We start from the raw sequence: 20,199 nt of genomic DNA on the forward strand, positions 1-20,199 counted from the left end.
GCCCAATGTAAAGTTTCCCACTGCATAAACTGTGAGGAGAAGCGCTTTATATTAAGTAAAGATATATTCACCCGGCGCTTGCGAAATAGGCGGATGCGCCTTGTTGCCCAAGCTTTTAGGGGCTGCTTTCATGTCGCCTGAGCGTTCGGACAGCCATTCATTCCATCGTATCCACCAGGATTGATTATGGCTCTCAGCCGCTTCAAGCCAGCGGTCGGCGCGGGCCGGGAAATCCTTATTCGTGTAATATTTAGCCTTTGGGTTACCGGGCGGGTTTATCAGCGATTGTAAGTGCCCTGAGTTTGAGAGGATAAATTCAGTCTCTCCGCCCATGAGCCGTACATTTCTATAACACGCCTTCCATGGCGTAATGTGATCTGTGACGCCGGCGACCATAAATCCGTCCTGCGTGACGGCGGAGAGGTCAACATCATGGCCCATAAAAGGTATCTTTTTATCGGGGCGGAAGCGGCGATCTTGGAAAATATCCAGATAATCAGAATGAAGCTGCGCAGGCAGGTTCGTGCTGTCATTATTCCAATAGAGAACATCAAAGGGCGGCGGATCTTCGCCGAGCAGGTAATTATTTACGACATAATTCCAGATCAAATCATTTGGCCGCATCCACGCAAAGGCGCGTCCAAGCTCATCCCCTGTCAGAATGCCTTTTTTCGCGCTTTGGCGCCGCGCGGCTTCAATGGCGCGGTCATTGACGAAAAGCCCGACTTCGGAGTCTGATTTCTTGCCGTCCAGCACGGAGACCATAAGGGTATAGCAATTGACGCGGTTATCCCCGCGAGCTGCAAGCTCTGAGAGGAGCAGTGCAAGCGTGATGCCGCCGGAACAGGCCCCAGTGACGTTAATACGAGGGCTGCGCGTGATTTTGCGAACCGCATCAGAGGCCTCAATCAGCGCCTCCACGTAATTTTCAAGTCCCCAATGCGAATGTTGACGCGTCGGATTGCGCCACGAGACGGCAAAGACCTGATATCCCATTTTGGTTAAAAACCGCACCATGGATTTATCAGGCGCTAGGTCGAGGGCATAAAATTTGTTGATTTGCGGCGGAATCACCATGAGCGGAATTTTATAAACTTGCTCCGTCTTAGGTTGGTACTGAATGACTTCGAGCATCTCATTTTTAAAGACGACTGCACCTTTGGAGTTCGCAACGTTCTCGCCGATTTTGAACGGACGGCCATCAACTTGGCTGGGCATGCCGCCATTATTGCGAAGGTCATCATAGGCATTTTTCAGCCCGCGTGCGAGTGAAGCCCCTCCGGTTTCAAAAAGGCGCTTCATAGCCGTCGGATTGCCGAGCAGCGTATTGGTCGGGGCCAAGGCATCCACAATTAAATCGGTGACGAATTTTGCGCGCACCTTATCTGCAGGGTGCATGCGCGAGTCGCTAATCCACCCATCAAGCTCTTTGCGCATCGCGAGCCAGCTCTGCATACCGCGCTTGTAAAAGGCATTTGTTTGCCATGTTTCGTCTTTGAAGCGGCGGTCGCGTTTATCGGGCGCCAATTCTGATGTGCCTTTGGCAACTTCGAGTAATTCGCCCGCATAATTCTTAAGATGTTTGGCAAAGGGTCTGGGCTGTTTCGCGGCATATCCTGCAACTAATCCTAAAGATTTGATCACCTCTGAGCGGCGGAAGCCAACAAGTGTATTTACAGCTGTTGTGGTTTCTGCAGCTTTCTCACCAACTTTATGTTTTTTCGTCGCCATTGAATTTCCCTACCTTCTTTTCCTGTCTTTAAAGCAAGACTAAGGCGGCTGTGCAAGCGCCATAAAAAAGGCGATGCGTGAAGGGGGAGGACGCGCATCGCCATAAATCAATCGAAGTCTTAGATATTACGCCTCAGAAAACTGCGGGTAATTTTAGGGGAGGGAAAGACATTCGATTAATCTAACTTTATAAGCTCTGTAAAATTAAGCCGCTTTTGTGACTGTCTTTTCAGTTGTCATTTTAACTTTTTTGACAGGCTTTGTGGCTTTCTTTGTCATCGCCGCGATCTTTTTGTTCAGGGCTGTGACTTCGGCTTCAAGCTCAGATACACGGTCATTTGACGCTGTTGGCATGACGCCGCGAACTTTAGCAGTCGTGTCTGTAAATGTTTCAGACGCTTTGACTTGCGCAACCTTGGCAAGGTCAGCGGCTTTGGCTTCAAGCTCTTCGCCTTTTTCCACAAATGTGTCGAAAAGTCCGTCTGTAGATGTGCGAACTTGCTCAAAACGGAACTTAGCACGCTCATAAGCTGCGCCGTGTAGACCGACATAGGCGAGAACGCCTTTACGAAGAAGAGCTGTAGCTTTCACAGCTTCTTTTTGAGTTGTTTTGGTTGCTTTTTTAGCAGTTGTTTTCGATTTTGCCATGATGGCCTCCTGATTGGGCGAACTTTATTCGCTGTGTTCGATGAGACCTAGATATGAAGAAAAATTAGAAAGCGCGTCCTAAACTCGGCATAGCGTCAAAATCTAAGGCTTTCGGGGCGTATGACTTTAAGCGACCTGTGCCGCTTGAGTGTCCTCCGTATGCCGCAATAACAGGACATATTGCATGGCATCGATAAGGTCACGGGACTTAATTGGTTTTGTCAGGAAAATATCAACGCCCGCGGCCATGCACTCCGCATTATTTTCAGCTGAAACATCTGCGGTTAAAGCGATAATGGGTGTGTTCTGATATTCCCGTCCTGAGTCTCTTATAGCCCGGGTTGTTTCAATTCCGTCCATTGTTGGCATCCGAATGTCCATCAATATGATATCAATGGCTTGCGTGTTCAAAACATCCAAGGCTTCTACGCCGTTTCCGGTACACAGCGTTTTGCAGCCTTGCGGGTCAATAAACATCCTAATGACTTCTTGGTTCGCAGGTTCATCCTCCACAATGAGGACTTTTAACCCTTTAAGCCTTTCCACTTCAGCAACCGCCGTGCGTTCTATGGGATGTGCGGTCTCATCATTCCTTTCTTCGGCAAAATAGGAGTTGCTTATAACAGTTTCAGTCTCTGGCGCAGGCTCGGTAGCTGGTAACTGCGTAATTTCTTCCTGTACTTCAGGTTCAACCGCTTCGCTTTGCGGACCGCATAATGTCAGTTTAAATTCTGATCCGCGGCCTTCCGCCGATATCATCGTTACGTCACCGCCCATCATGCGCGCAAGGCTTTGCGTGATAGCAAGACCGAGGCCAGATCCGCCATATTTACGCGTCATAGTGCTGTCGGCTTGCACGAAAGGTGTAAATAATTTGCCTTGTACCGCCTCGCTCATGCCTTGGCCTGTATCGGCGACAATGGCCGTGACCTCAGTCTCAGCATTGTCCAATTTCTTAGACGTCACGTGAAGATGAACGCGGCCACGTTCTGTAAATTTAGCAGCGTTGGATAAAAGATTGCTCAAACATTGTTCCGTGCGGACTTTATCGACTGTGATGTCACCGCTTAAGCTGCCTTCTACAAAACATGTAAAGGTAACACCTTTAGCCTCTATGGCCGGACGCCACTCTTGCTCTAACTTTTTAACCAGAGCCTGAATATTGGTCGGCTCAGGATAAAGCTGCATTTTATCGCCATCTATGCTCGACATATCAACGATGCTTTCTATCACATGTGTCAGCTTGTTAGAGCTGTCTAAAATTATCCCGGACTTATGACGCATGTCAGGGGTCGGGGCTTGTGTGGATAATAAATCCGCAATACCTACAATTCCGTTAAGAGGGGTGCGCAGCTCATGACTGACCATGCCCAAGAATTCAGACTTCATGCGATCTGCATCTTCAGCTTCCGCCGTCTTAATTTCGAGCTTTTTGGAGATATTGTGGCGGTAGCGCGCGAAAACTATCGCAAGACTTGCTGCCAAGGACAATATCGCAAGTAAGACAAGCAGTAGCTGATTTACGCGTTTGCTTTGCTCCGCTTTGGCACGTTGTAAATTAGCTTCGCGGGTGAGGTTCGCCTCCCTTTCGGCTTGACGTTCTTTGGTGTTTTCCAGACTCGCGACCAGTTTTGAGGTTCTGGTACTATAAGACTTTAAAAGGTTTTGGGTTGTCAGGTCGAGTAATTCATTAGTGAACTTATAAATTTTGCTCTTGTCATTTTCCTGAATCGCAAAACTAAGTTTGGTTCGATTTATATAAGCCCGAAATATATCATTTGATTTTTCGGATTCAGGAACATTTTCCAATAAGAGTATTTTTTCTTTAGCTTCAGCAACTCTGCCTAACCCTAAAAGACTGTTGACCTCTAGGAACTGAAGGTGCTTCCTAACAGAAGGTAACTTCGCTACCTTAAGCCCGTTATTTATATGTGTTAAAGCGACTTTATACTCACTTTGTTGGTCATAAAGGCGAGCGACCCTTAATTCTGTTAATCCAGGTGTGTTTGACCCAACCTCTTTTTCTATATCAAGAACAAACTGTGAGACCTGAGTTGAGACTTCGTGTTCTCGCCACATTGATAGAGAGTATATGAGATTATTGAGAAGGCTTGAACCGTCAATCGGGTAACCCGCGGCTTGCATTCGCGCTATAAGGTCAGCAGTGTTTTCAATTGCCAGCTCGGTATTGAGCAAAAGGTTATTCAAATAAGTTGTGCTGGTCAGAGTCAAAATATGCGCGTCGGTCACATAAGGTGAAATTTCAGTAGGAATCTTTTTAAAGGCCTCTTGAGCTTGCTGTAAGGCTAAGGAAGGATTATTCGAAAATGAATTGACTACACTTAAGAGTAGCCAAGCATTGCTTGCAACAAACCAATCTTTATCATTTGCCGCAATTTCGAGGTCATTTATCAGGTTCTCACGGTCAATATTTGGATCCAAAAGATCAAAATTATCGAGCATGCGGCGATGAAGGTCATAAACAGCGAAATCTCTTTGGGCGCCCGCTTCTTCTAAAGTACTTTTATAGAGCGCCAGAATTTTATCGCGGTCAAAATCATTACTATGTGCAATTCTGCCATGAGCGTGTTGACGGATATGACGAAGGCGGGTTTTGGGCGGAAGAGATGCTAGGTTTAAAGCCTCTATGGAAGCTATATTTTCAGTAAGAAGCTTTTCAGTTTTAATTTTTTCGCTAAAGGCAACGGCTTTTTCCATTGCCTCCTCTGAGATAATAGATTGCGCGTAAGTTTGGGTGGGTGTGCAGACAAGTGCTGACGCTGCTAGAAAACTAGATATAATCGTCTTGATATGTTTTCTATGTTTTTCCAAAACCAGACCCCGGCGAAGGGTTTGGTTTAGGGTAAATATCTTAACAATTTATGGCGTTTATAAAGAGTTTACGCATAAAAAAACCCGCCTTGGGCGGGTTCCACATAGTTGATCAAATTGGATCAGAAATCCTAAAAGTCAATAATGATTGGCATCCCACCAGTTACGACTTCGATTTCTTCAAGAGTTAATTCACGCATTGAATTTTCCTTGTTCTGCGTTTCCGGAATTGGAAACTATCAAATAAATGCGCCATTTTCACTTAAAATCAAGTTAAAAAGTTACAAAATGGAACATTACAAGGTTAATACGCCTTAAAAGTGAAAAGGTTGCATTAACAATGATAAAATTTATCAAAAATAATACTTAAATATGCAAAACTTGGTTTGAACGCTGAATAAAGGCAGGTCTGTGGGCTACAATTAATCTGGTAATCGGCATTTTTGCAATGATATCGACGATAATTTCCTCGGTTTTAGCATCCAGATTGGCTGTGCCTTCGTCCAAGAACAGGACGCTGGGTTCGTGATATAAAGCGCGGGCTAATAAGACGCGTTGTTTCTGACCGCCTGACAATATCGACCCCATATCCCCGACCATAGAGGTATAATGCATGGGAATAGCCATAATCTCATCATGAATTTGCGCTTTACGCGCGGCAGCGGCGACTTTTTTCATGTCCATTTCAGGATCAAAAAAGCTGATATTATCAGCGATCGTTCCAGATAATAACTTATCATCTTGCATTACAACGCCAATATGTTCACGCCAACGGCGAATACCAATCTCTTGCAAAGGACGTCCATCTATCAAAATACGTCCCTTTGTTGGCTCATATAATCCCAATATAAGCTTCATAAGCGTCGTCTTACCGCCGCCAGAGAGTCCTGTCAGAGTCGTCATTTGGCCGGGCTCTATCGCCAGACTATAATCGTCAAAAATCCAGCGATCTGTGTCTGAATAGCGAAATGAGATATTTTCAAGCTCAATGTGACCCTTAAACTCAGCACGTCCAGCTTCGCCGTCCTCTAGCTGTTCTTCTTCAGAGAAAATGATATCCGATAATCTGTCCAGATGAAGTGAGAGAAGCCGAAATTCGATACCCTTTTGCAAAAGCTGCGTGACGCTATCAGTAAAATATTGACGGTAAGCCAGAAACGCGACCAGCATGCCGAGCGTAAAGGCATTGCCATCCATCATCATCATGGCGGCGGCCCAAACCACGATGACGATCTGTAAGCCTGTTAAAAGCGTTTCCGCAAATTTCTGCCAGATCGTGAACTTTCCATACTCAACATTTGTATTGATGAAATCCGTATAAAGATTTCGCCAGGCCGCTTCGCGCTGAGCTTCTCGGCCAAAAAGTTTAACTGTTGTGCTGGCGCGGATACTTTCAATCACATGGGTGTTTTCTACGGCTTTGGCATAGATGCTCTCTTCTTGCGTGCGGCGTAGATGTGGATAGATCAAAAGTGTGGAGAGGGTGAGCAATAGAACGCTTATCAGGATAATTGTCCCGAGCAGAGGTGAATAAAGATAGAGGATTATCAACATCAAAATGGCCATCACGCCGTCAATCAAAACGGCAACAATCGATTGAGTCAGCGCCTCTTGGATCGGCACAGAGCTGCCCATGCGCGAAATAATGTCCCCGACATGACGTTTTTCAAAATAACTTGTAGGCAAGCGAATGAGGTGGCGAAAGACATTGCCGACCATCTGCAAGCTCATTTGATTGCCGTAAACTAGGATAGCCCAGCTACGCACAGCTTCACTGACCGCGCGCAAAATCATAAGACCGCCAAATCCCAGGGCGAGGGCTTTTAGCAAGCCATAATCATTTTGCGCCAGAGCGCCGTCCACAACGAGCTGTAAATAAAAAGGTGCGGCTAAAACTATGATTTGCAAAATAACAGAAAGCGTGAGCGTTTGAAATATGGCGCGCTTTAATCCGACAAGGCGTGACCAAAGCAGCGAAAGATGCGGCTTTAATCGTGCGTCTATAGGCGAAAATTCTGCTGTCGGGGTTAGCTCAAGCGCAATGCCCGTGAAGTGATCTGAGACTTGAGAGAGCTTTAAGTTTCGAAGTCCAATACCCGGATCGACAATTTGAACTTTGTCGCCTTTAACGGATTTTAGCACGACATAATGGTTTAAATCCCAATGCAAAATGGCCGGGAGCTGGAGTTTTTCCAATTGGTCTAAATCAACTTTCAAAGGCCGCGCCGCGAGCTGAAGCCCTCCTGCGATCGCGATAATTGATTTTAGGGATGCGCCCGTCATAGAGACAAGGTGACGTTTTCGGAGCACATTCAAATCAATATTATGCCCGTGATACTGGCCTATCATTGCAAGGCATGCCAGACCGCACTCAGTCATTTCGGTTTGAAGAATAACGGGAAGTGTTTTGCGGCCAAACATTACTTAGGCCCTCTAGACAATATCCAGTCTAGGAGCCTGATGGAGTCTCCATCCGTTTCGACCTTTAAGAAAAACAATCCCGCAATAAATATAATCATCACCAGAATGAGGAGAACGGTAATAATCCAGGAGGCCACACTATTTCGAAGCCGAACCTCGCCAAACAGGGCACGGGAGCGATGCTCCAAGGCTTCTTTACGAAATAAACTCATGGTATTTGGCTAAGCCAATTCTAAAGGGATGTGAAGCCCTACTGGGGCCCTAACTACAAGCCGTCTTGGCCTTTTTGAGTGCCGCTGTGATTCCCTTAAGCGAGAACGCATAACTCACATTGGTTCCGCGTGCGCTGACGGCCTTTAGGTTCATGGTTGCTCCTGCCTTCATTTTTGCAACAAGGGCGCGTTCATCATTTGAGTTTTCGATGAAGCTCTCATTTTCAGCCACGAACATTTTATATTTAGCTGAGCCGACACGCGCTTCGGGCGCGCGGTTTGCTCTTAATGGAAAAGCGGCCATAAAACTGGGCTGCTCCTTAGCTGCGCCGGACTGCCAATTTGAGACCATAAAGTAAATTTCACCATGGCGGACCGAGCTTGGAGATTTGGATCTAGGCTCAGAGATAGCGTAGCAAATTTTGTCATTACCTTCCGCGCGAGAATAGACCGCCCAGTCGCTATATTTGCCCTCAAGCTTAGGCGCGGCTTGTGCCGCAGATGGCATGGTAAATGCCGCCAAAAATATGATTAAGAAAAGAGGTCTCATTTCAGCACCCAATAATTTGTCCCTATTGGTCAATATTAAGGTTAAAACAGCCTTAATTTTTGCAAATTTTCAAGACGCAATTACAGTATATCCAATTTCCGCTGAATTTCTGTATGTTCCTCGCGCGTCATCTGATAGCGCGAGAAGCAAAACAGGCTTGCCAGGCCAAAGATGAGCGCCGTTAAAAGAGACGCGGTAGCAAGGCCGTCTATCGTGTCTTGGGCCACTTGGCTGGGCTCTAATTGTTTCGGGAAACTAAGCACCATTAAGGTCAGGCTCGCCACGGCCAAACCAACGGCAAAAGTGAGTTTCTGAGCAAATGAAAAAGCTGCATAAAGCAAGCCTTCTTGCCGTTTGCCGGTTCGAAGCTCCATCATGTCGGCCACATCAGCAAGCATTGAATTTGAAATCACCAAAACCCCTGTCAGGCCTAAAAAGCCAAGGCCATTAAAGGCGGCGATAATCCACATGAGGCGGCTATCCCCAATGGGCGGGAGCCAACCCATCAGATAGGCGGCAAAAGGAATGAGGTTACAAAGCAGGTAAATCGCTCCGAATAGTAATGTTGCAGGCTTTTTGTCCATTTTCGCCGCCAGAACGGAGGCCAAAATAACAGCCGGAATAAGCAGTAAGAACGGCGCTAAAGTCACAATTGTTTTCGCGCCTTGAGAAAGTTGCCAAAGATAGACGCCCATATAAAGGCTAAGCGAACTTCCCGCGCCATATAAAATAAGGATGAGGCTATAGCCGCCCGATAGCCAGATAAAGGGGCGAATATTGGCCGCTTTTTTAAGCTCTCTGAATGTCTCGCGCCAATGGTTGCGGTCATCACCCTTATAGCGGCGAATGTCAGTGACTTTATGCCGTGTTCCGAAAACCGCGATCAAGCTCCCAATGACGCCAATAATTGTCATGGTCAAAACGAAAGGCGCGTAGCCTGCCTGGTTCATCATGCCGTCTTCAAAAGCGGGACTGTCCGGCAGGAAAATGATAAAACCAATGAGGAAGACAAAGATATTGAAGGTGTTGTTAAACAGCTCTCTGACAGAGACAATATTTGTGCGTTCATTATAATTCGTGGAAAGCTCGGCCCCAAGGGAGTAATAAGGCACGCCGTAAATGGTGAGTCCTATGCGCACGACTAAAAGGAAAAACAGCATCCAGAGGAATAAACCGTTCGCGCTAAGGCTTGTTGGCGGCGCGAATAACAGCACTAAGGCAATCGCGGTGGGAATAATGCCCCACAGCATGAATTTATGTCGCCGTCCCCATTTTTCATTGCGATAATTATCAGAGATTTGTCCCATAATCGGATCGGAAAAGGCATCGACGAAAAGCGCAATCATCGTCGCGATAAAGACAAGCCCTTCTGATACGCCTAAGACATTTGAAAAATAAAACAGGAAGAAGAAATGAAACAACATATTCTTCACAGAGATTAAACCCTGACCCGCGCCGTAAGCCGCTTTGGTCGGGATAGAGACTTGCCGTATTTTTACGGGTAGAGCTGTTTTAGTCGAGGCCATATCAGAATCCTTCAAGAGACTAGCGCTTACGCTTAGGGCGAGACCACGTCTCATCAGGGCCGCCGACTTTGACGGGTCGATCAGGATATCCGCCCATCATGATGGTGCGATCATAGAGGGCGAGGGCGCAAGCCAGGCTAACATTGATACAAAACTTAGTCGGTATTTTGACAAGGTAGTCACAGCGGGCTTGCATATCATCCGACAAATTCCCTTTCTCGGGCCCAAGCACATAAACGCAATTTGTCGGGTGGCGAAAGCTTGGCAGTTCTATCGACTCATCGGTCAACTCAACTCCGACCATTTGGCAGTTCTTAGGCAGAATAAGATCGCCGGGCGTGTCCCATTCATAAAAAGGCATATGGGTGTCCGAGCGTGATGTGTCAGTACGTCGGACTTCGAGCGCCTTATGCGTGGCGCCTATGGTAAAGGCAAAGCTTGCGCCAAAGGCATTAGACGTGCGCAGTACAGCGCCTAAATTATAGGATTTGGAAATTCCTTCAACACCCACACCGAAATAACCTCTCATGACCTAGCTCTCCAAATGAACATAACGTTCAATGGGGTTAAACGTGCGGTAGATGGCATAGGCGGCGACTATGGCGCTGCCAATCACAATCATAACAAAAGGCATTTTTGGCGCGACTTTCATGGCCGCAAGTCCAATGAGGCCAAAGGTTGTTATGTTGACAAAGAGGTTTAACAAAACAGATCCTGCGCTCATCAGTTGCGCCCGAATATTCGGGTTGGCCCGCCTTTGCGACATGGCTTGCAACGGCACCAGGAACAGCCCGTTACAGATGGAGGCGCCGACGATCGCCGTCATAAATAACGGCATATGCGGATTTTGCGCAAAATCACTGACGGGGCCGAATGTCTCCGCCCCCATATAAGTCGGGCTTGGTATCAAGCAAAGCATAAGCACGAATAGCGTCACCCCCGTAATGCCAAAGGCCGACAGGCCTACGGATTCAGGGCCCCAGATCTTCCAGCCGCCAATAAAAAGCGTCAGGAGCGAGCCGATTAAAATTGAGATCGTCGAACTGGCCAGCATCATCATCAGCACGCCCTCTTCATAGCGCATAGTTGTGGCGACATAATCAGGGAAGGTCGTAACAAAAACGGTGGAGAGGCCATAAAACCAAGCCACCCCCAAGAGCGGCCGCAGCACATCTTGATTGGCAAAGGCTTGCTTAAGAACGTTGACCGTCGCCGTAATGGGATTGTAATTGACCTTTAATTTGGGCTGCGGCGCGGGCGCTGCGGGGGTCATTTCCGCCGCGATCCAGCCTACAATAGCGAGCGAAAATAAAAGTCCTGAAATGACAGGCGTTCCAAATTTCAAAACGCCAAGGCCCACGACAGTGCCGACCAAAAGGATAGAGAATTGAAATCCGCTCATCAGCGCATTGCCGGTAATGAGCTCTTTCTCGGACAGCCATTGCGGCAGCACCGCATTTTTCGTCGGCGAGAAAAAAGCTGATTGCGCCCCCATCAGCCCCAAACATACAGCAAGGATATGCACATTCTTAAGCGCAAACCCCACAGCCGCAAGCGCCATAATCAGCGCCTCGGCGCGTTTGACCCAGCGAAAGATTTTGCCGCGGTCAAATTTATCCGCGATTTGTCCGGCTATGGCGCAGAGGATCGTAAAGGGCCCCGTAAAGATCAGCGCCGCCACAGGCACGCGCACCGCGCTGGGCAGGTCAGAGAGAAAAGCAAAGCCGCCAAATGTGATCATCGCAATCAGTGCATTTTTGAGCGTATTGTCGTTAAATGTGCCGGTTTGGAAGAGGGTGAAAAGCGGCAAGAACCGCCTTTGCACCAATAATTTTCCCGCGAGTCTTGCGCTCATGATGTCTCTCCCTTTTCGGCTTCCGCCTCGCGGGCCTCACGTTTGGCGCGGGCCACATCATTCTCTTCGGTCTTGCCAATATCATCAGGGTTTAGCGCCCCGAGATTATCCAAGTCCAGAAGCGCAATAGAGCGCGTTTCGATGTCACTTTCAAGCCGCGCCATAAATTCCTCTTTGCCAAGGCCCGGCATGATGGGCGGCAAGAATTCAAGGCTTGCGGGGCCGGGATGTTTCACCCAATCATTTTGGTTCCAGCGCTGCCCTAAATTACTGGCGAGCGGGACCACAGGACAGCCAAAATCCTTATACAGATGATAGACGCCTTTGCGGTATTTATGCTGCGTGCCAATCTTTGAGAGGTGCCCCTCAGGATAAATCAGCAATCTACGCCCTTGCTCACGCACAATGGCGGAGGTCTCAGCCATTTTTCGGCGCTGATCCACGCCGCCGCAATTATTGATCACCACGGCATTCATTTTGGTCAGGATGCGCCCGATAAAAAGAAATTTCGTAATCGCATCCCCCGTCACAAAGGATAGGTCAAAAAATTGCGAAAAAACGACAAAGCCGTCGCCATAGCTCTGATGCTTGGCGGCAATAATAACGGGCCCGTCGGCGGGGATATGTTCATGCCCCGTGACCTGCACCTTAATCCCAGCAATCACCCGCATCCCCCACACCATCAGGCGCGTATAGCGGCGCAAAGAGGCCATCATTATTTTCCGCCCCGGAAGCAGCGAGAGGATGACGCAAACCACCGCATAAATGGCCGTCACAGTCAGGAAAAAGACGTTAAATAATAAAGAGCGCATGACTAAACCTCCTCTTTCTGTTTAAGGCCGAGCACAGCAAAAACACCCGCTTCAAAAGCGGGGATATGCGCCGAGAGCGGCCCGTCTATGGCGCCCAGCACTTTGGCTTGGGCAGGATGCAAAACAACGCCCAAAGCCATGGCCGAGAGGAGGCTCGCATCACCTTTCGGCATAGCGCCCCCATCCATCGCTTTTTGCAAGAGTTTCACCGCCGCCATATGGGGCGAATTCGGCCACTCTCCGGCTGGCGCATCGGAGAGCGCCGGGAAGTGATGCAAATGCAAAATATGATAGCGGAACAATGTCCAATCATCATCGGCAATCTCGCAATAATGGCGCACGATAAAGCTTACCTGATCGGCAAGGCCCTCCTCGCGCGCAGAGGCGGCCATAATCATCTCGGTCAAGCGAATATGAATGGCCCGCATCAGCTCCCGCGCCAACGTGTCTTTGTTTTTGAAATAACGATAAAGCAGACCCTCAGACACACCCGCTTGCTGCGAGATGGATTTGGTCGAGACCCCATCCACGCCATGCTCAGCGAACAGCCACACCGCTGCCCGCTCAATCTTAGCCTTATTCGTTCCGTCCACAGCCGAAACGCCCCGCCCAGGCTCATGATACTTTATTGTGCTCATGCTCATCTCCTTAGATAGTGCCTTAGATAAGTGAGTAATCACTCATTTATAGCGTGATACAGAGAAGGATGGGGGAGCGCAAGGGAAAAAATGAGTGATTACTCATTTTTGGGGTTTAGGGTTAATGAGGGGTTAAGAGGGAGCGGTGCAGTGGCAACATCCTCATTACGGTCCATAGCCTAGATCTTGGATTGAATTGCTATAGTGGGGTCACTTAATCGTTGGGACGGAATACCATCCTAAGGGAAAACACATGGCAATTACAGAGAGTCATGTGTTTCTTAGCCTTTGATCTTGCCGTAATAATATCTGTTTTGACTATCATACAGTTCCATTTTGCCGCCACCCTTTAGCTTCCCATAATAATATTGGCCGTTGTGGTCATACAGTTCTATTTTGCCATTATCCTTCAACTTGCCATACCAGTAATTGTTTTGCGGATCATATATTTCGACCTTGCCACCAGCTTTTAGCCTCCCATAATGGTATCCATTATCTGGGCCGTAAAATTCAATTTTTGCCATTGCTATTTCCAATCTCGCTCAGTGAACTAGTAACCACTATCATTTATACTAACTAGCCGTATCAGGTTTTTGAAAAATTGCTTCTTCGGGATTGTTTAAAGCTGAGAGAATATTTTCAGCAACCTTTTCAATCAATTTTTCTCCCCAAAAGGGGTCATAAATATCATAATATATTACACGGATATGTTTTAGATCGAACGGTACATCTTCTTCATTAGAAGACACAAGCACCACAGGCTTTTGTAGGGCGTGTGCCAATCCTAACTCATAAAAGACATTTGGATTTCTAGATGTGAGTTCGGCGATTAATACTTTAGCTTCGGTAATACCCTTCCACACTTGATCTATAATTTTACCTGTCCCAAAAATATCGTCATCGGCGCGGACTGGATTTAACCCCGCTTTTTTGACGGCTGGCTCATAGACAGAGGAATAGTATGATCCGAGCGGATCACCAAAGGGCATCATCACGAAACAAGTGTCATTTGCCCCCACTTTGACAGACTTACCTAGTTTTCGAATTCGATCTGACTTTAAACTTGACGTCGCCGCTTGATGAGAGAAATCTAATACCCGTTGTTTTCCATTATGGTCCTCAACGAGTTGAGCAAATTTTAAGTTATCAAAGAAAATTCCTTTGAAATCAGAAACCTTTTCCCTTGGAATTTTGAATTTATCAACAAGGGTGTTTTCGAAAAACTGGGCATCAGGAATGTTCTCTCCGCGATAATGAAGATATACATCGGCAATATCCACTGCATCAGTAACAGCTTTTCGGCGACCTTCTAACTCATCACCGGATGATTGTGGCCGCAATATTTTCTTCGCTAAATCGGTGACTTCAATCTTTCTTGTGGCAGGAGCCGATACTAATCCGTACTTTTTTGCAGAGCCTATTTCAGACTGATATGGACCGTTGTAACTCACACCAACAAATTCAGCCGACTCTTGATCTGTACATGCTTTGCCTGCGTTTTGATCCAATATAGCGCGAGGTATTCTGAGGGCTTTCTCAAGTGAATGTCTTGGATATTTTGCTGAATTTACTACAGTATTCCTTTTCCGCGGAGTTTTCTTTGCTGCCTTCTTTTTAACACGCTTACTAGGTTTCTTAGCGGGCTTTCTAGCGCTCACGGATGGTTCTAAATTTTTTTCGTCCTCGCCTAACATAGCCTTGCCTCAGGTTTATTGCTTATAAAAAGCACTTTTTACATGTAATAATATTTTATCATTATCATAAATTGATAACTAGTACAAATAAAGAACATCTAATTCTTGTGGATAGTATACTACAGGTAATATAATATTTTGTGTCTCCTAAGCCCCTCGAATTGAAGTCAATCCTAAGAAAAACCCTCTCAAAACCCAACCACAGTGCCAATTTAAAAAACTAAATCCTCGTTTACTCCAACCTGCGCTATATTACTGATGTTCTCGATAATTGTGAAATTGCTAACGCAAGTTTCACTTGGGCAGGCAATCGCGTAGGTTTGTTATTATCGGGACGGTGAGGCTAAGCGCTGCGATTTACGCGCGCGGAAAGCTGGCCTCGGCGAAAGTCACTTGAGACGCCGCCGATAAAATCACCGCCGCAGGGTGTCTCCTTGTGTTTATAGTTATCCCAGGTGTGCCTCAAGGCGATCACCCTGCGGGCGTCCATCTTTTATGACGGATTGCCTATGTTGATTTTTCCGAAAAGAAAATTCAACGAACCAACCCAATCCGTGTTGGCTGGCAATAAAAAGTTAGGTTTCTTTCAAAAAAACCGAGTCAGCTGGCAGGGAAGGTGTAACTATGCTCCGTATTCTCAAACTCGTCATAGCCCGACTTGATCGGGCTACCCATTCGGTAAATTTACAACGGAAGTTAATATTACGATTTATGCGCTTAAGCGTCCCTGCACCGCATGGGTCACCCGATCAAGTCGGGTGATGACAGGATAGGGAGCTAGGTGATGAGAAAGGGAGCGGCCTCCGAGCCCTCACGCCCAATTCGCCTACTTCCCATTTGCCATTATGTCAAACCCCGCTATCACTCTGCTATGGAACATTATGGTCTTCTTTCGCTTCTTCCGCCCCTTATCGCGATTGGGCTTGCGCTTTGGACGCGGCAGGTCTTTTTGGCTTTGCTGCTCGGCATTGCCTCAGGGTTTTTAATCCTTGCGGGCGGTAATCCTCTGCAAGGGATGATTGGCACGATGCAAGGTTTCGTCAAAGTCTTTGAGAGCAATTATAATACGGAAATTATTATTTTTACCCTTTTGATTGGCGCGTTGATTGCCCTGATACAGCGGGCGGGCGGCGTCGAAGGTTTTGTCACCCGTGTGGTGAACTGGCTGCAAAAAAAGGCCGAAAGCGCGGATAGCAAAGGACAGCGCCGCCGTGTTGAACTCCTCGCCGTGGCAACGGGCATATTGATCTTCGTTGAGAGTAATATCTCGACCTTAACGGTGGGCACGCTTTATCGTCCGCTCACGGATAAGCTCGGCATGCCGCGCGAGAAGCTCGCCTATATTGCCGACAGTACTTGCGCGCCGATTTGTATTCTCATTCCGCTTAATGCGTGGGGCGCTTACATAATGGGCTTACTGGCTGAGCAAGATGTAGAGAAACCTGTCTCGATGCTGTTCAGTGCGGTGGCGCTCAATTTCTATCCCATGCTCGCTATCGGAATTCTTATTTTTGTCATTATGACGGGCCGCGATATTGGCGAAATGAAGCGCGCTGAAACACGCGCGCGAGACGAAGGCAAGATTCTGCGCGACGGGGCTGTCCCGATGATTGCAGGGGACATCACCATGATGGAGGCCAAAGAGGGCGCGGCGCCCAAAGCGCGTAATATGGTGTTACCGCTACTGACACTCGTTGTGCTGATGCCTGTCTTTTTGCTCTATACAGGGTGGGGCAATGGCGCGGATGAAGCCAATACGCTTTTCGAAATTATGGACAGGGCTTCTGGCTCTAAATCCGTGCTCTATGCGGTGTGCGGCGCGATGCTTGTCTCAGTCGGTCTCTCCAAAGCGCAAGGCATAATGGGCATCCGCGAAATGGTGGATGTGATATTAAAAGGCATGTCCGGCATGGTCTCGCTTGCTTTGCTCATGGTCTTTGCTTTCGCGCTGGGGAATTTATGCGGGGAACTCGGCACGGGAATATTTGTCGCTGAGCAAGCCAAGCCATTTCTCTCGCCTGCTCTAGTGCCTGCGCTTATATTTATCATCAGCGCGTTCATCGCGTTTAGCACGGGGACAAGCTGGGGCACTTTTGCGATTATGATCGCCATCGCTGTTCCGCTCGCGACAGGCATGGACACAAATGTCAGCCTCGCCGTCGCGGCGGCGCTAGGCGGCGGCGTCTTCGGAGATCACTGCTCCCCCACCTCCGACACCTCGATTATAACATCAATGGCTACAGCCAATGACCACATCGATCACGTCAGAACGCAGATACCATATGCGCTGATAGGGGGCGGGATAACGACGGCGCTTTATCTTATTCTAGGAGTCTTCGGTGTTTAGAAAACTTGGGGTGTCTATTGGGGCACTGGCTTTATCGTCTTGCGCACAAGCCCAAGATACCCAACCCAACCTCTTCGAAGGTCAATGGGTCAATGACCGTGATTCCGCCGTGACGTTTGACGTCACAGATGGTTTGCTTTCGGGTCATTATCAAACCGCATTAGGGCAGCCTGATAAATCTAAAAAATTCCCGCTCACGGGATTTGTCGAAGGCGACCAGATTACGTTTACGGTGAATTTCAAAGGCTATGGCTCTCTGACCAGCTGGACAGGACAGCTCACAGCGGATGAACAGGGCGATTATATCAGAACGCTCTGGAACTTAACGCGGGACGTCGAGGATGCGGCTGAAGATGAGGATCTTTGGCAATCTATCACCTCAGGCGCGAGTGATTTTCGGCGGATGGAGGATTAATTATTTCGCGAGCCAATAACCCGCAATGGCGCAGAGCGGGAGGGCGATAAATTCAGCTAAGGATAATGTCGAGACTGAAAACTTTAGCGCTTCGATAGCCCCCGTAAATACCGCGCGATGCTCGACATAGTGACTTTTAAAACCGCCGATAAATGTTGGTACAGGGATAACGCAAATTCCCGTTATAAGCGCCGCAAGCGCTCCGCCGATGGGGCCTTTAATTTTTGGGGTTATGATGGTCCACCAAAATGTGGAGAGCGGCAATAGAGCCAGAAAAATGAGGAGGCTTAGTTTTACAACATCCGATAACGCATCGGCTTGATGCCCGAGCAGACGAAAGGCCAAAACCCCGCCATAGATGGTTCCGAGGCCCGTTAGGACAGCAACGAATCTAAAGCGTTTGGAGAACGTCATGAGCTTGGAATTTAATCGACTAAATCATCCCAGAAGCGCCGCGCTTTGCTAAAGAAATTCGCGCTTTCGGGACTAATCTCATCACCAGAGACTTCGGCGAGTTCTTCGAGGAGTTCGCGTTGACGCTTATTTAGCTTGGACGGTGTTTCGACGGAAAGCTCGACATACATATCGCCGCGCTGATTAGCGCGTAAAACGCTCATGCCTTTTCCGCGAAGGCGCATGCGTTTTCCAGATTGGCTGCCTTCGGGAATTTTGATTTTGGAACGTCCGCCATCAATGGTCGGGATTTCAATATCTCCGCCCAAAGCGGCTGTCGTCATGGGCACAGGCGCGCGGCAGAAAAGATTAGCACCCTCGCGTTCAAACAGCTCGTGAGGTTTGACAGAGACGAAAATATATAAATCGCCAGGCTGTCCACGACCGCGTGGGGCTGCATCACCCTGACCCGATAAGCGGATGCGCGTGCCGTCTTCAACGCCTGCAGGGATAGTGACATCCAATTCGGTCTGCTGGCGTGTCTGGCCTTGGCCGTCACATTGTTTGCAAGGATTGGAGACATACTCGCCTTGTCCGCCGCAAGTCGAACACGCCCGTTCCATTGTAAAGAAACCTTGCTGCGTACGAACGCGCCCTGCGCCGCCGCATGTGCTACAAGTCTCAACAGACGCCCCGGGCTCCGCGCCTAATCCGTCGCAGCGATCACAATCTCCGGCGATAGGAACAGTGATATCAATTTCTTTTCCGCCAAAAGCTTCTTCGAGAGAGATTTCCATTTCATAGCGTAGGTCAGAGCCGCGGGCTTGTTGCTGACGGCGTCCACCGCCGCCGCCGCCAAACATATCAGCAAAGCCGCCACCCGCCGCGCCGCCGCCAAATATTTGGGAGAAGATATCGCCAAAGTCTTGGAAGCCGCCCGCGCCGCCGCCCATTCCGCCCTGCTCGAAGGCGCGGTGACCCATGCGGTCATAGGCTGCGCGTTTCTGTGCGTCGGATAATATACCGTAAGCTTCGTTCAATTCTTTAAAGCGGGCCTCGGCTTCAGGATCATCAGGGTGGCGGTCAGGGTGGCATTCCATCGCTTTCTTGCGAAAGGCTGATTTCATTGTCTTTTCATCCGCCGTTTTAGCGACGCCGAGGATTTCATAATAATCGCGTTTAGACATGGTTTTTCTCTACTGCTTCCAAAGCTTCTTTAGGAGAGGCCTTTTTAAGAATAGTGTTCATTTTTGTGCGTTCAGTCACGACATAGTCATTTGCTTCGCAAAGTTCAATTAAGGGCGAATTCGCAGCCCGACCTGTTTCCAAAATCAACAACTTGGGGTGAAGCTTCGAAGACGCATCCTCAAAAAATGTTGTAAGTGCTTTCAAGTCATGCCCTTCAATATCCACTTTCATCGCATCAAGACGCGTTAGCCCCAAGGTACGCGCGATACGGGGGAGGGTATCAACAACAACGGTCTCAGTCGTATCAGATTGCGCTGACAGCTTGGCTTCACCTCGATTTACGTCCCCGCCGCCAAGATATCCAGTTCCCGGGGCATCAGACACAGCGGCGCGGATTATTTGAATATTGGCGTCATTCACGGCAATATTAGCTTCGAGGCGGGCGCAGGTCTGAACGCCAGGCTCTATGGCAATAATTTGCGCGGCGCGATTAGCTTGAGCGGCATAGGCATTCACGTAAAGTGAATAGAGGCCTACATTCGCGCCAACATCTAGAAAAACAAAAGGCACGTCTGAATGGTTTTCTATTTCAGATTTAAGCGCAAGGCGTTCGTTAAGGTCCCAGACTTGAACACCGGCAAAGGCGCGTTTTTCACAACGGTTACCGCTCGGATAAAGCCGCGCAGAAATGCCGTCCTCAATCTGAATATCAAAAGGCCCTGTTTCTCCCGCGAGTGCTTTCTTACGCGCGCGTGATATCAAGGCACGGCCAATGCGCGTGTCCCCATAGCCATCTGCTTTTTTGCGCCACGCTTCACGCGCGGGCGGGAGAGCATATGTGCCAAATGGAGGAGTAATATGATATGTCATCGTTTAAACCAAAAAACCCCGAATACACTGAAATCCAGTATATTCGGGGCTCCACCTGAAGACATAA

General features: G+C 48.2%; 18 protein-coding genes. 2 read left to right on the forward strand and 16 right to left on the reverse strand.

Features of this window, described 5'->3' with window-relative positions; genetic code table 11:
- Positions 1-51: 51 nt before the first annotated feature.
- From F569_RS0115105 to F569_RS0115170, 13 genes are all read right to left on the reverse strand, one after another.
- Entirely contained in the window at positions 52-1,731 is a 1,680-nt protein-coding gene (locus tag F569_RS0115105; RefSeq protein WP_026942880.1) for an alpha/beta fold hydrolase, read from the reverse strand.
- 204 nt (positions 1,732-1,935) lie between these two features.
- Positions 1,936-2,379 carry a hypothetical protein gene (locus tag F569_RS18500; RefSeq protein ID WP_034389174.1) on the reverse strand — a complete coding sequence of 148 codons (444 nt, stop codon included), beginning with the start codon at positions 2,377-2,379 and terminating at the stop codon, positions 1,936-1,938.
- A gap of 126 nt (positions 2,380-2,505) precedes the next feature.
- Positions 2,506-5,097 (reverse strand): response regulator, encoded by a 2,592-nt coding sequence (locus tag F569_RS0115115; RefSeq protein ID WP_026942881.1) that lies wholly within the window; start codon positions 5,095-5,097, stop codon positions 2,506-2,508.
- 480 nt (positions 5,098-5,577) lie between these two features.
- On the reverse strand, positions 5,578-7,632 hold the full coding sequence (locus tag F569_RS18505) for a peptidase domain-containing ABC transporter (protein WP_034389177.1): 2,055 nt from the start codon (positions 7,630-7,632) through the stop codon (positions 5,578-5,580).
- Positions 7,632-7,844 (reverse strand): hypothetical protein, encoded by a 213-nt coding sequence (locus F569_RS0115130; RefSeq protein WP_026942882.1) that lies wholly within the window; start codon positions 7,842-7,844, stop codon positions 7,632-7,634. The genes F569_RS18505 and F569_RS0115130 overlap by 1 nt, the downstream gene beginning before the upstream one ends.
- Positions 7,845-7,893: 49 nt before the next feature.
- Positions 7,894-8,394 (reverse strand): invasion associated locus B family protein, encoded by a 501-nt coding sequence (locus F569_RS0115135; RefSeq protein ID WP_026942883.1) that lies wholly within the window; start codon positions 8,392-8,394, stop codon positions 7,894-7,896.
- Positions 8,395-8,474: 80 nt separating this feature from the next.
- A complete protein-coding gene (locus tag F569_RS0115140) occupies positions 8,475-9,974 on the reverse strand; it encodes an MFS transporter (protein WP_084169059.1) in 1,500 nt (499 codons plus the stop codon).
- Positions 9,940-10,449, reverse strand: a complete 510-nt coding sequence (locus tag F569_RS0115145; RefSeq protein WP_026942885.1) for an RNA methyltransferase — start codon at positions 10,447-10,449, stop codon at positions 9,940-9,942. The genes F569_RS0115140 and F569_RS0115145 overlap by 35 nt, the downstream gene beginning before the upstream one ends.
- Before the next feature lie 3 nt (positions 10,450-10,452).
- Positions 10,453-11,775: an MFS transporter gene (locus tag F569_RS0115150; protein WP_026942886.1), complete on the reverse strand. Its 1,323-nt coding sequence runs from the start codon at positions 11,773-11,775 to the stop codon at positions 10,453-10,455.
- Positions 11,772-12,587, reverse strand: coding sequence for a lysophospholipid acyltransferase family protein (locus tag F569_RS18510; RefSeq protein ID WP_051279960.1), 816 nt, complete (start codon positions 12,585-12,587; stop codon positions 11,772-11,774). Before F569_RS18510 ends, F569_RS0115150 begins: the two co-directional genes overlap by 4 nt.
- A 2-nt stretch (positions 12,588-12,589) precedes the next feature.
- Positions 12,590-13,225, reverse strand: a complete 636-nt coding sequence (locus F569_RS0115160) for a TetR/AcrR family transcriptional regulator (RefSeq protein WP_051279961.1) — start codon at positions 13,223-13,225, stop codon at positions 12,590-12,592.
- A gap of 281 nt (positions 13,226-13,506) precedes the next feature.
- Positions 13,507-13,749, reverse strand: a complete 243-nt coding sequence (locus F569_RS0115165; RefSeq protein WP_034389180.1) for a hypothetical protein — start codon at positions 13,747-13,749, stop codon at positions 13,507-13,509.
- Between the two features lie 48 nt (positions 13,750-13,797).
- Positions 13,798-14,919 carry a hypothetical protein gene (locus F569_RS0115170; protein WP_026942889.1) on the reverse strand — a complete coding sequence of 374 codons (1,122 nt, stop codon included), beginning with the start codon at positions 14,917-14,919 and terminating at the stop codon, positions 13,798-13,800.
- Positions 14,920-15,703: 784 nt separating this feature from the next.
- Between F569_RS0115170 and F569_RS0115180 the strand changes: the two genes are divergently transcribed.
- Together F569_RS0115180 and F569_RS0115185 are read left to right on the forward strand one after the other, a co-directional pair.
- Positions 15,704-17,266, forward strand: a complete 1,563-nt coding sequence (locus F569_RS0115180; protein ID WP_233353698.1) for a Na+/H+ antiporter NhaC family protein — start codon at positions 15,704-15,706, stop codon at positions 17,264-17,266.
- Entirely contained in the window at positions 17,259-17,681 is a 423-nt protein-coding gene (locus F569_RS0115185; RefSeq protein WP_084169061.1) for an avidin/streptavidin family protein, read from the forward strand. Before F569_RS0115180 ends, F569_RS0115185 begins: the two co-directional genes overlap by 8 nt.
- Here the strand turns inward: F569_RS0115185 and F569_RS0115190 are convergent, their stop codons facing one another.
- The 3 genes from F569_RS0115190 to F569_RS19220 are packed head-to-tail and all read right to left on the reverse strand — an operon-like array spanning position 17,682 to position 20,132.
- On the reverse strand, positions 17,682-18,095 hold the full coding sequence (locus tag F569_RS0115190; RefSeq protein WP_026942892.1) for a hypothetical protein: 414 nt from the start codon (positions 18,093-18,095) through the stop codon (positions 17,682-17,684). It lies immediately after the preceding gene.
- 11 nt (positions 18,096-18,106) lie between these two features.
- On the reverse strand, positions 18,107-19,261 hold the full coding sequence (gene dnaJ / locus F569_RS0115195) for a molecular chaperone DnaJ (RefSeq protein WP_026942893.1): 1,155 nt from the start codon (positions 19,259-19,261) through the stop codon (positions 18,107-18,109).
- The gene (locus tag F569_RS19220; protein WP_051279962.1) at positions 19,254-20,132 is read right to left on the reverse strand and encodes an FkbM family methyltransferase; all 879 of its coding nucleotides are present in this window, start codon (positions 20,130-20,132) and stop codon (positions 19,254-19,256) included. Before F569_RS19220 ends, dnaJ begins: the two co-directional genes overlap by 8 nt.
- Positions 20,133-20,199: the final 67 nt, after the last annotated feature.

Source organism: Hellea balneolensis DSM 19091 (assembly GCF_000428525.1).
Classification (GTDB): Bacteria; Pseudomonadota; Alphaproteobacteria; order Caulobacterales; family Maricaulaceae; genus Hellea; species Hellea balneolensis.

What these genes read in the sequence shown, in the direction of transcription:
- dnaJ (WP_026942893.1), bottom strand. Translation starts at nt 19,261, where the DNA reads ATGTCTAAACGCGATTATTATGAAATCCTCGGCGTCGCTAAAACGGCG.
- F569_RS0115170 (WP_026942889.1), bottom strand. Translation starts at nt 14,919, where the DNA reads ATGTTAGGCGAGGACGAAAAAAATTTAGAACCATCCGTGAGCGCTAGA.
- F569_RS0115130 (WP_026942882.1), bottom strand. Translation starts at nt 7,844, where the DNA reads ATGAGTTTATTTCGTAAAGAAGCCTTGGAGCATCGCTCCCGTGCCCTG.
- F569_RS18510 (WP_051279960.1), bottom strand. Translation starts at nt 12,587, where the DNA reads ATGCGCTCTTTATTATTTAACGTCTTTTTCCTGACTGTGACGGCCATT.
- F569_RS0115180 (WP_233353698.1), top strand. Translation starts at nt 15,704, where the DNA reads ATGAGAAAGGGAGCGGCCTCCGAGCCCTCACGCCCAATTCGCCTACTT.
- F569_RS0115150 (WP_026942886.1), bottom strand. Translation starts at nt 11,775, where the DNA reads ATGAGCGCAAGACTCGCGGGAAAATTATTGGTGCAAAGGCGGTTCTTG.
- F569_RS0115140 (WP_084169059.1), bottom strand. Translation starts at nt 9,974, where the DNA reads ATGAGACGTGGTCTCGCCCTAAGCGTAAGCGCTAGTCTCTTGAAGGAT.
- F569_RS0115135 (WP_026942883.1), bottom strand. Translation starts at nt 8,394, where the DNA reads ATGAGACCTCTTTTCTTAATCATATTTTTGGCGGCATTTACCATGCCA.
- F569_RS0115105 (WP_026942880.1), bottom strand. Translation starts at nt 1,731, where the DNA reads ATGGCGACGAAAAAACATAAAGTTGGTGAGAAAGCTGCAGAAACCACA.
- F569_RS0115145 (WP_026942885.1), bottom strand. Translation starts at nt 10,449, where the DNA reads ATGAGAGGTTATTTCGGTGTGGGTGTTGAAGGAATTTCCAAATCCTAT.
- F569_RS0115165 (WP_034389180.1), bottom strand. Translation starts at nt 13,749, where the DNA reads ATGGCAAAAATTGAATTTTACGGCCCAGATAATGGATACCATTATGGG.
- F569_RS18500 (WP_034389174.1), bottom strand. Translation starts at nt 2,379, where the DNA reads ATGGCAAAATCGAAAACAACTGCTAAAAAAGCAACCAAAACAACTCAA.
- F569_RS0115160 (WP_051279961.1), bottom strand. Translation starts at nt 13,225, where the DNA reads ATGAGCACAATAAAGTATCATGAGCCTGGGCGGGGCGTTTCGGCTGTG.
- F569_RS18505 (WP_034389177.1), bottom strand. Translation starts at nt 7,632, where the DNA reads ATGTTTGGCCGCAAAACACTTCCCGTTATTCTTCAAACCGAAATGACT.
- F569_RS0115190 (WP_026942892.1), bottom strand. Translation starts at nt 18,095, where the DNA reads ATGACGTTCTCCAAACGCTTTAGATTCGTTGCTGTCCTAACGGGCCTC.
- F569_RS19220 (WP_051279962.1), bottom strand. Translation starts at nt 20,132, where the DNA reads ATGACATATCATATTACTCCTCCATTTGGCACATATGCTCTCCCGCCC.
- F569_RS0115115 (WP_026942881.1), bottom strand. Translation starts at nt 5,097, where the DNA reads ATGGAAAAAGCCGTTGCCTTTAGCGAAAAAATTAAAACTGAAAAGCTT.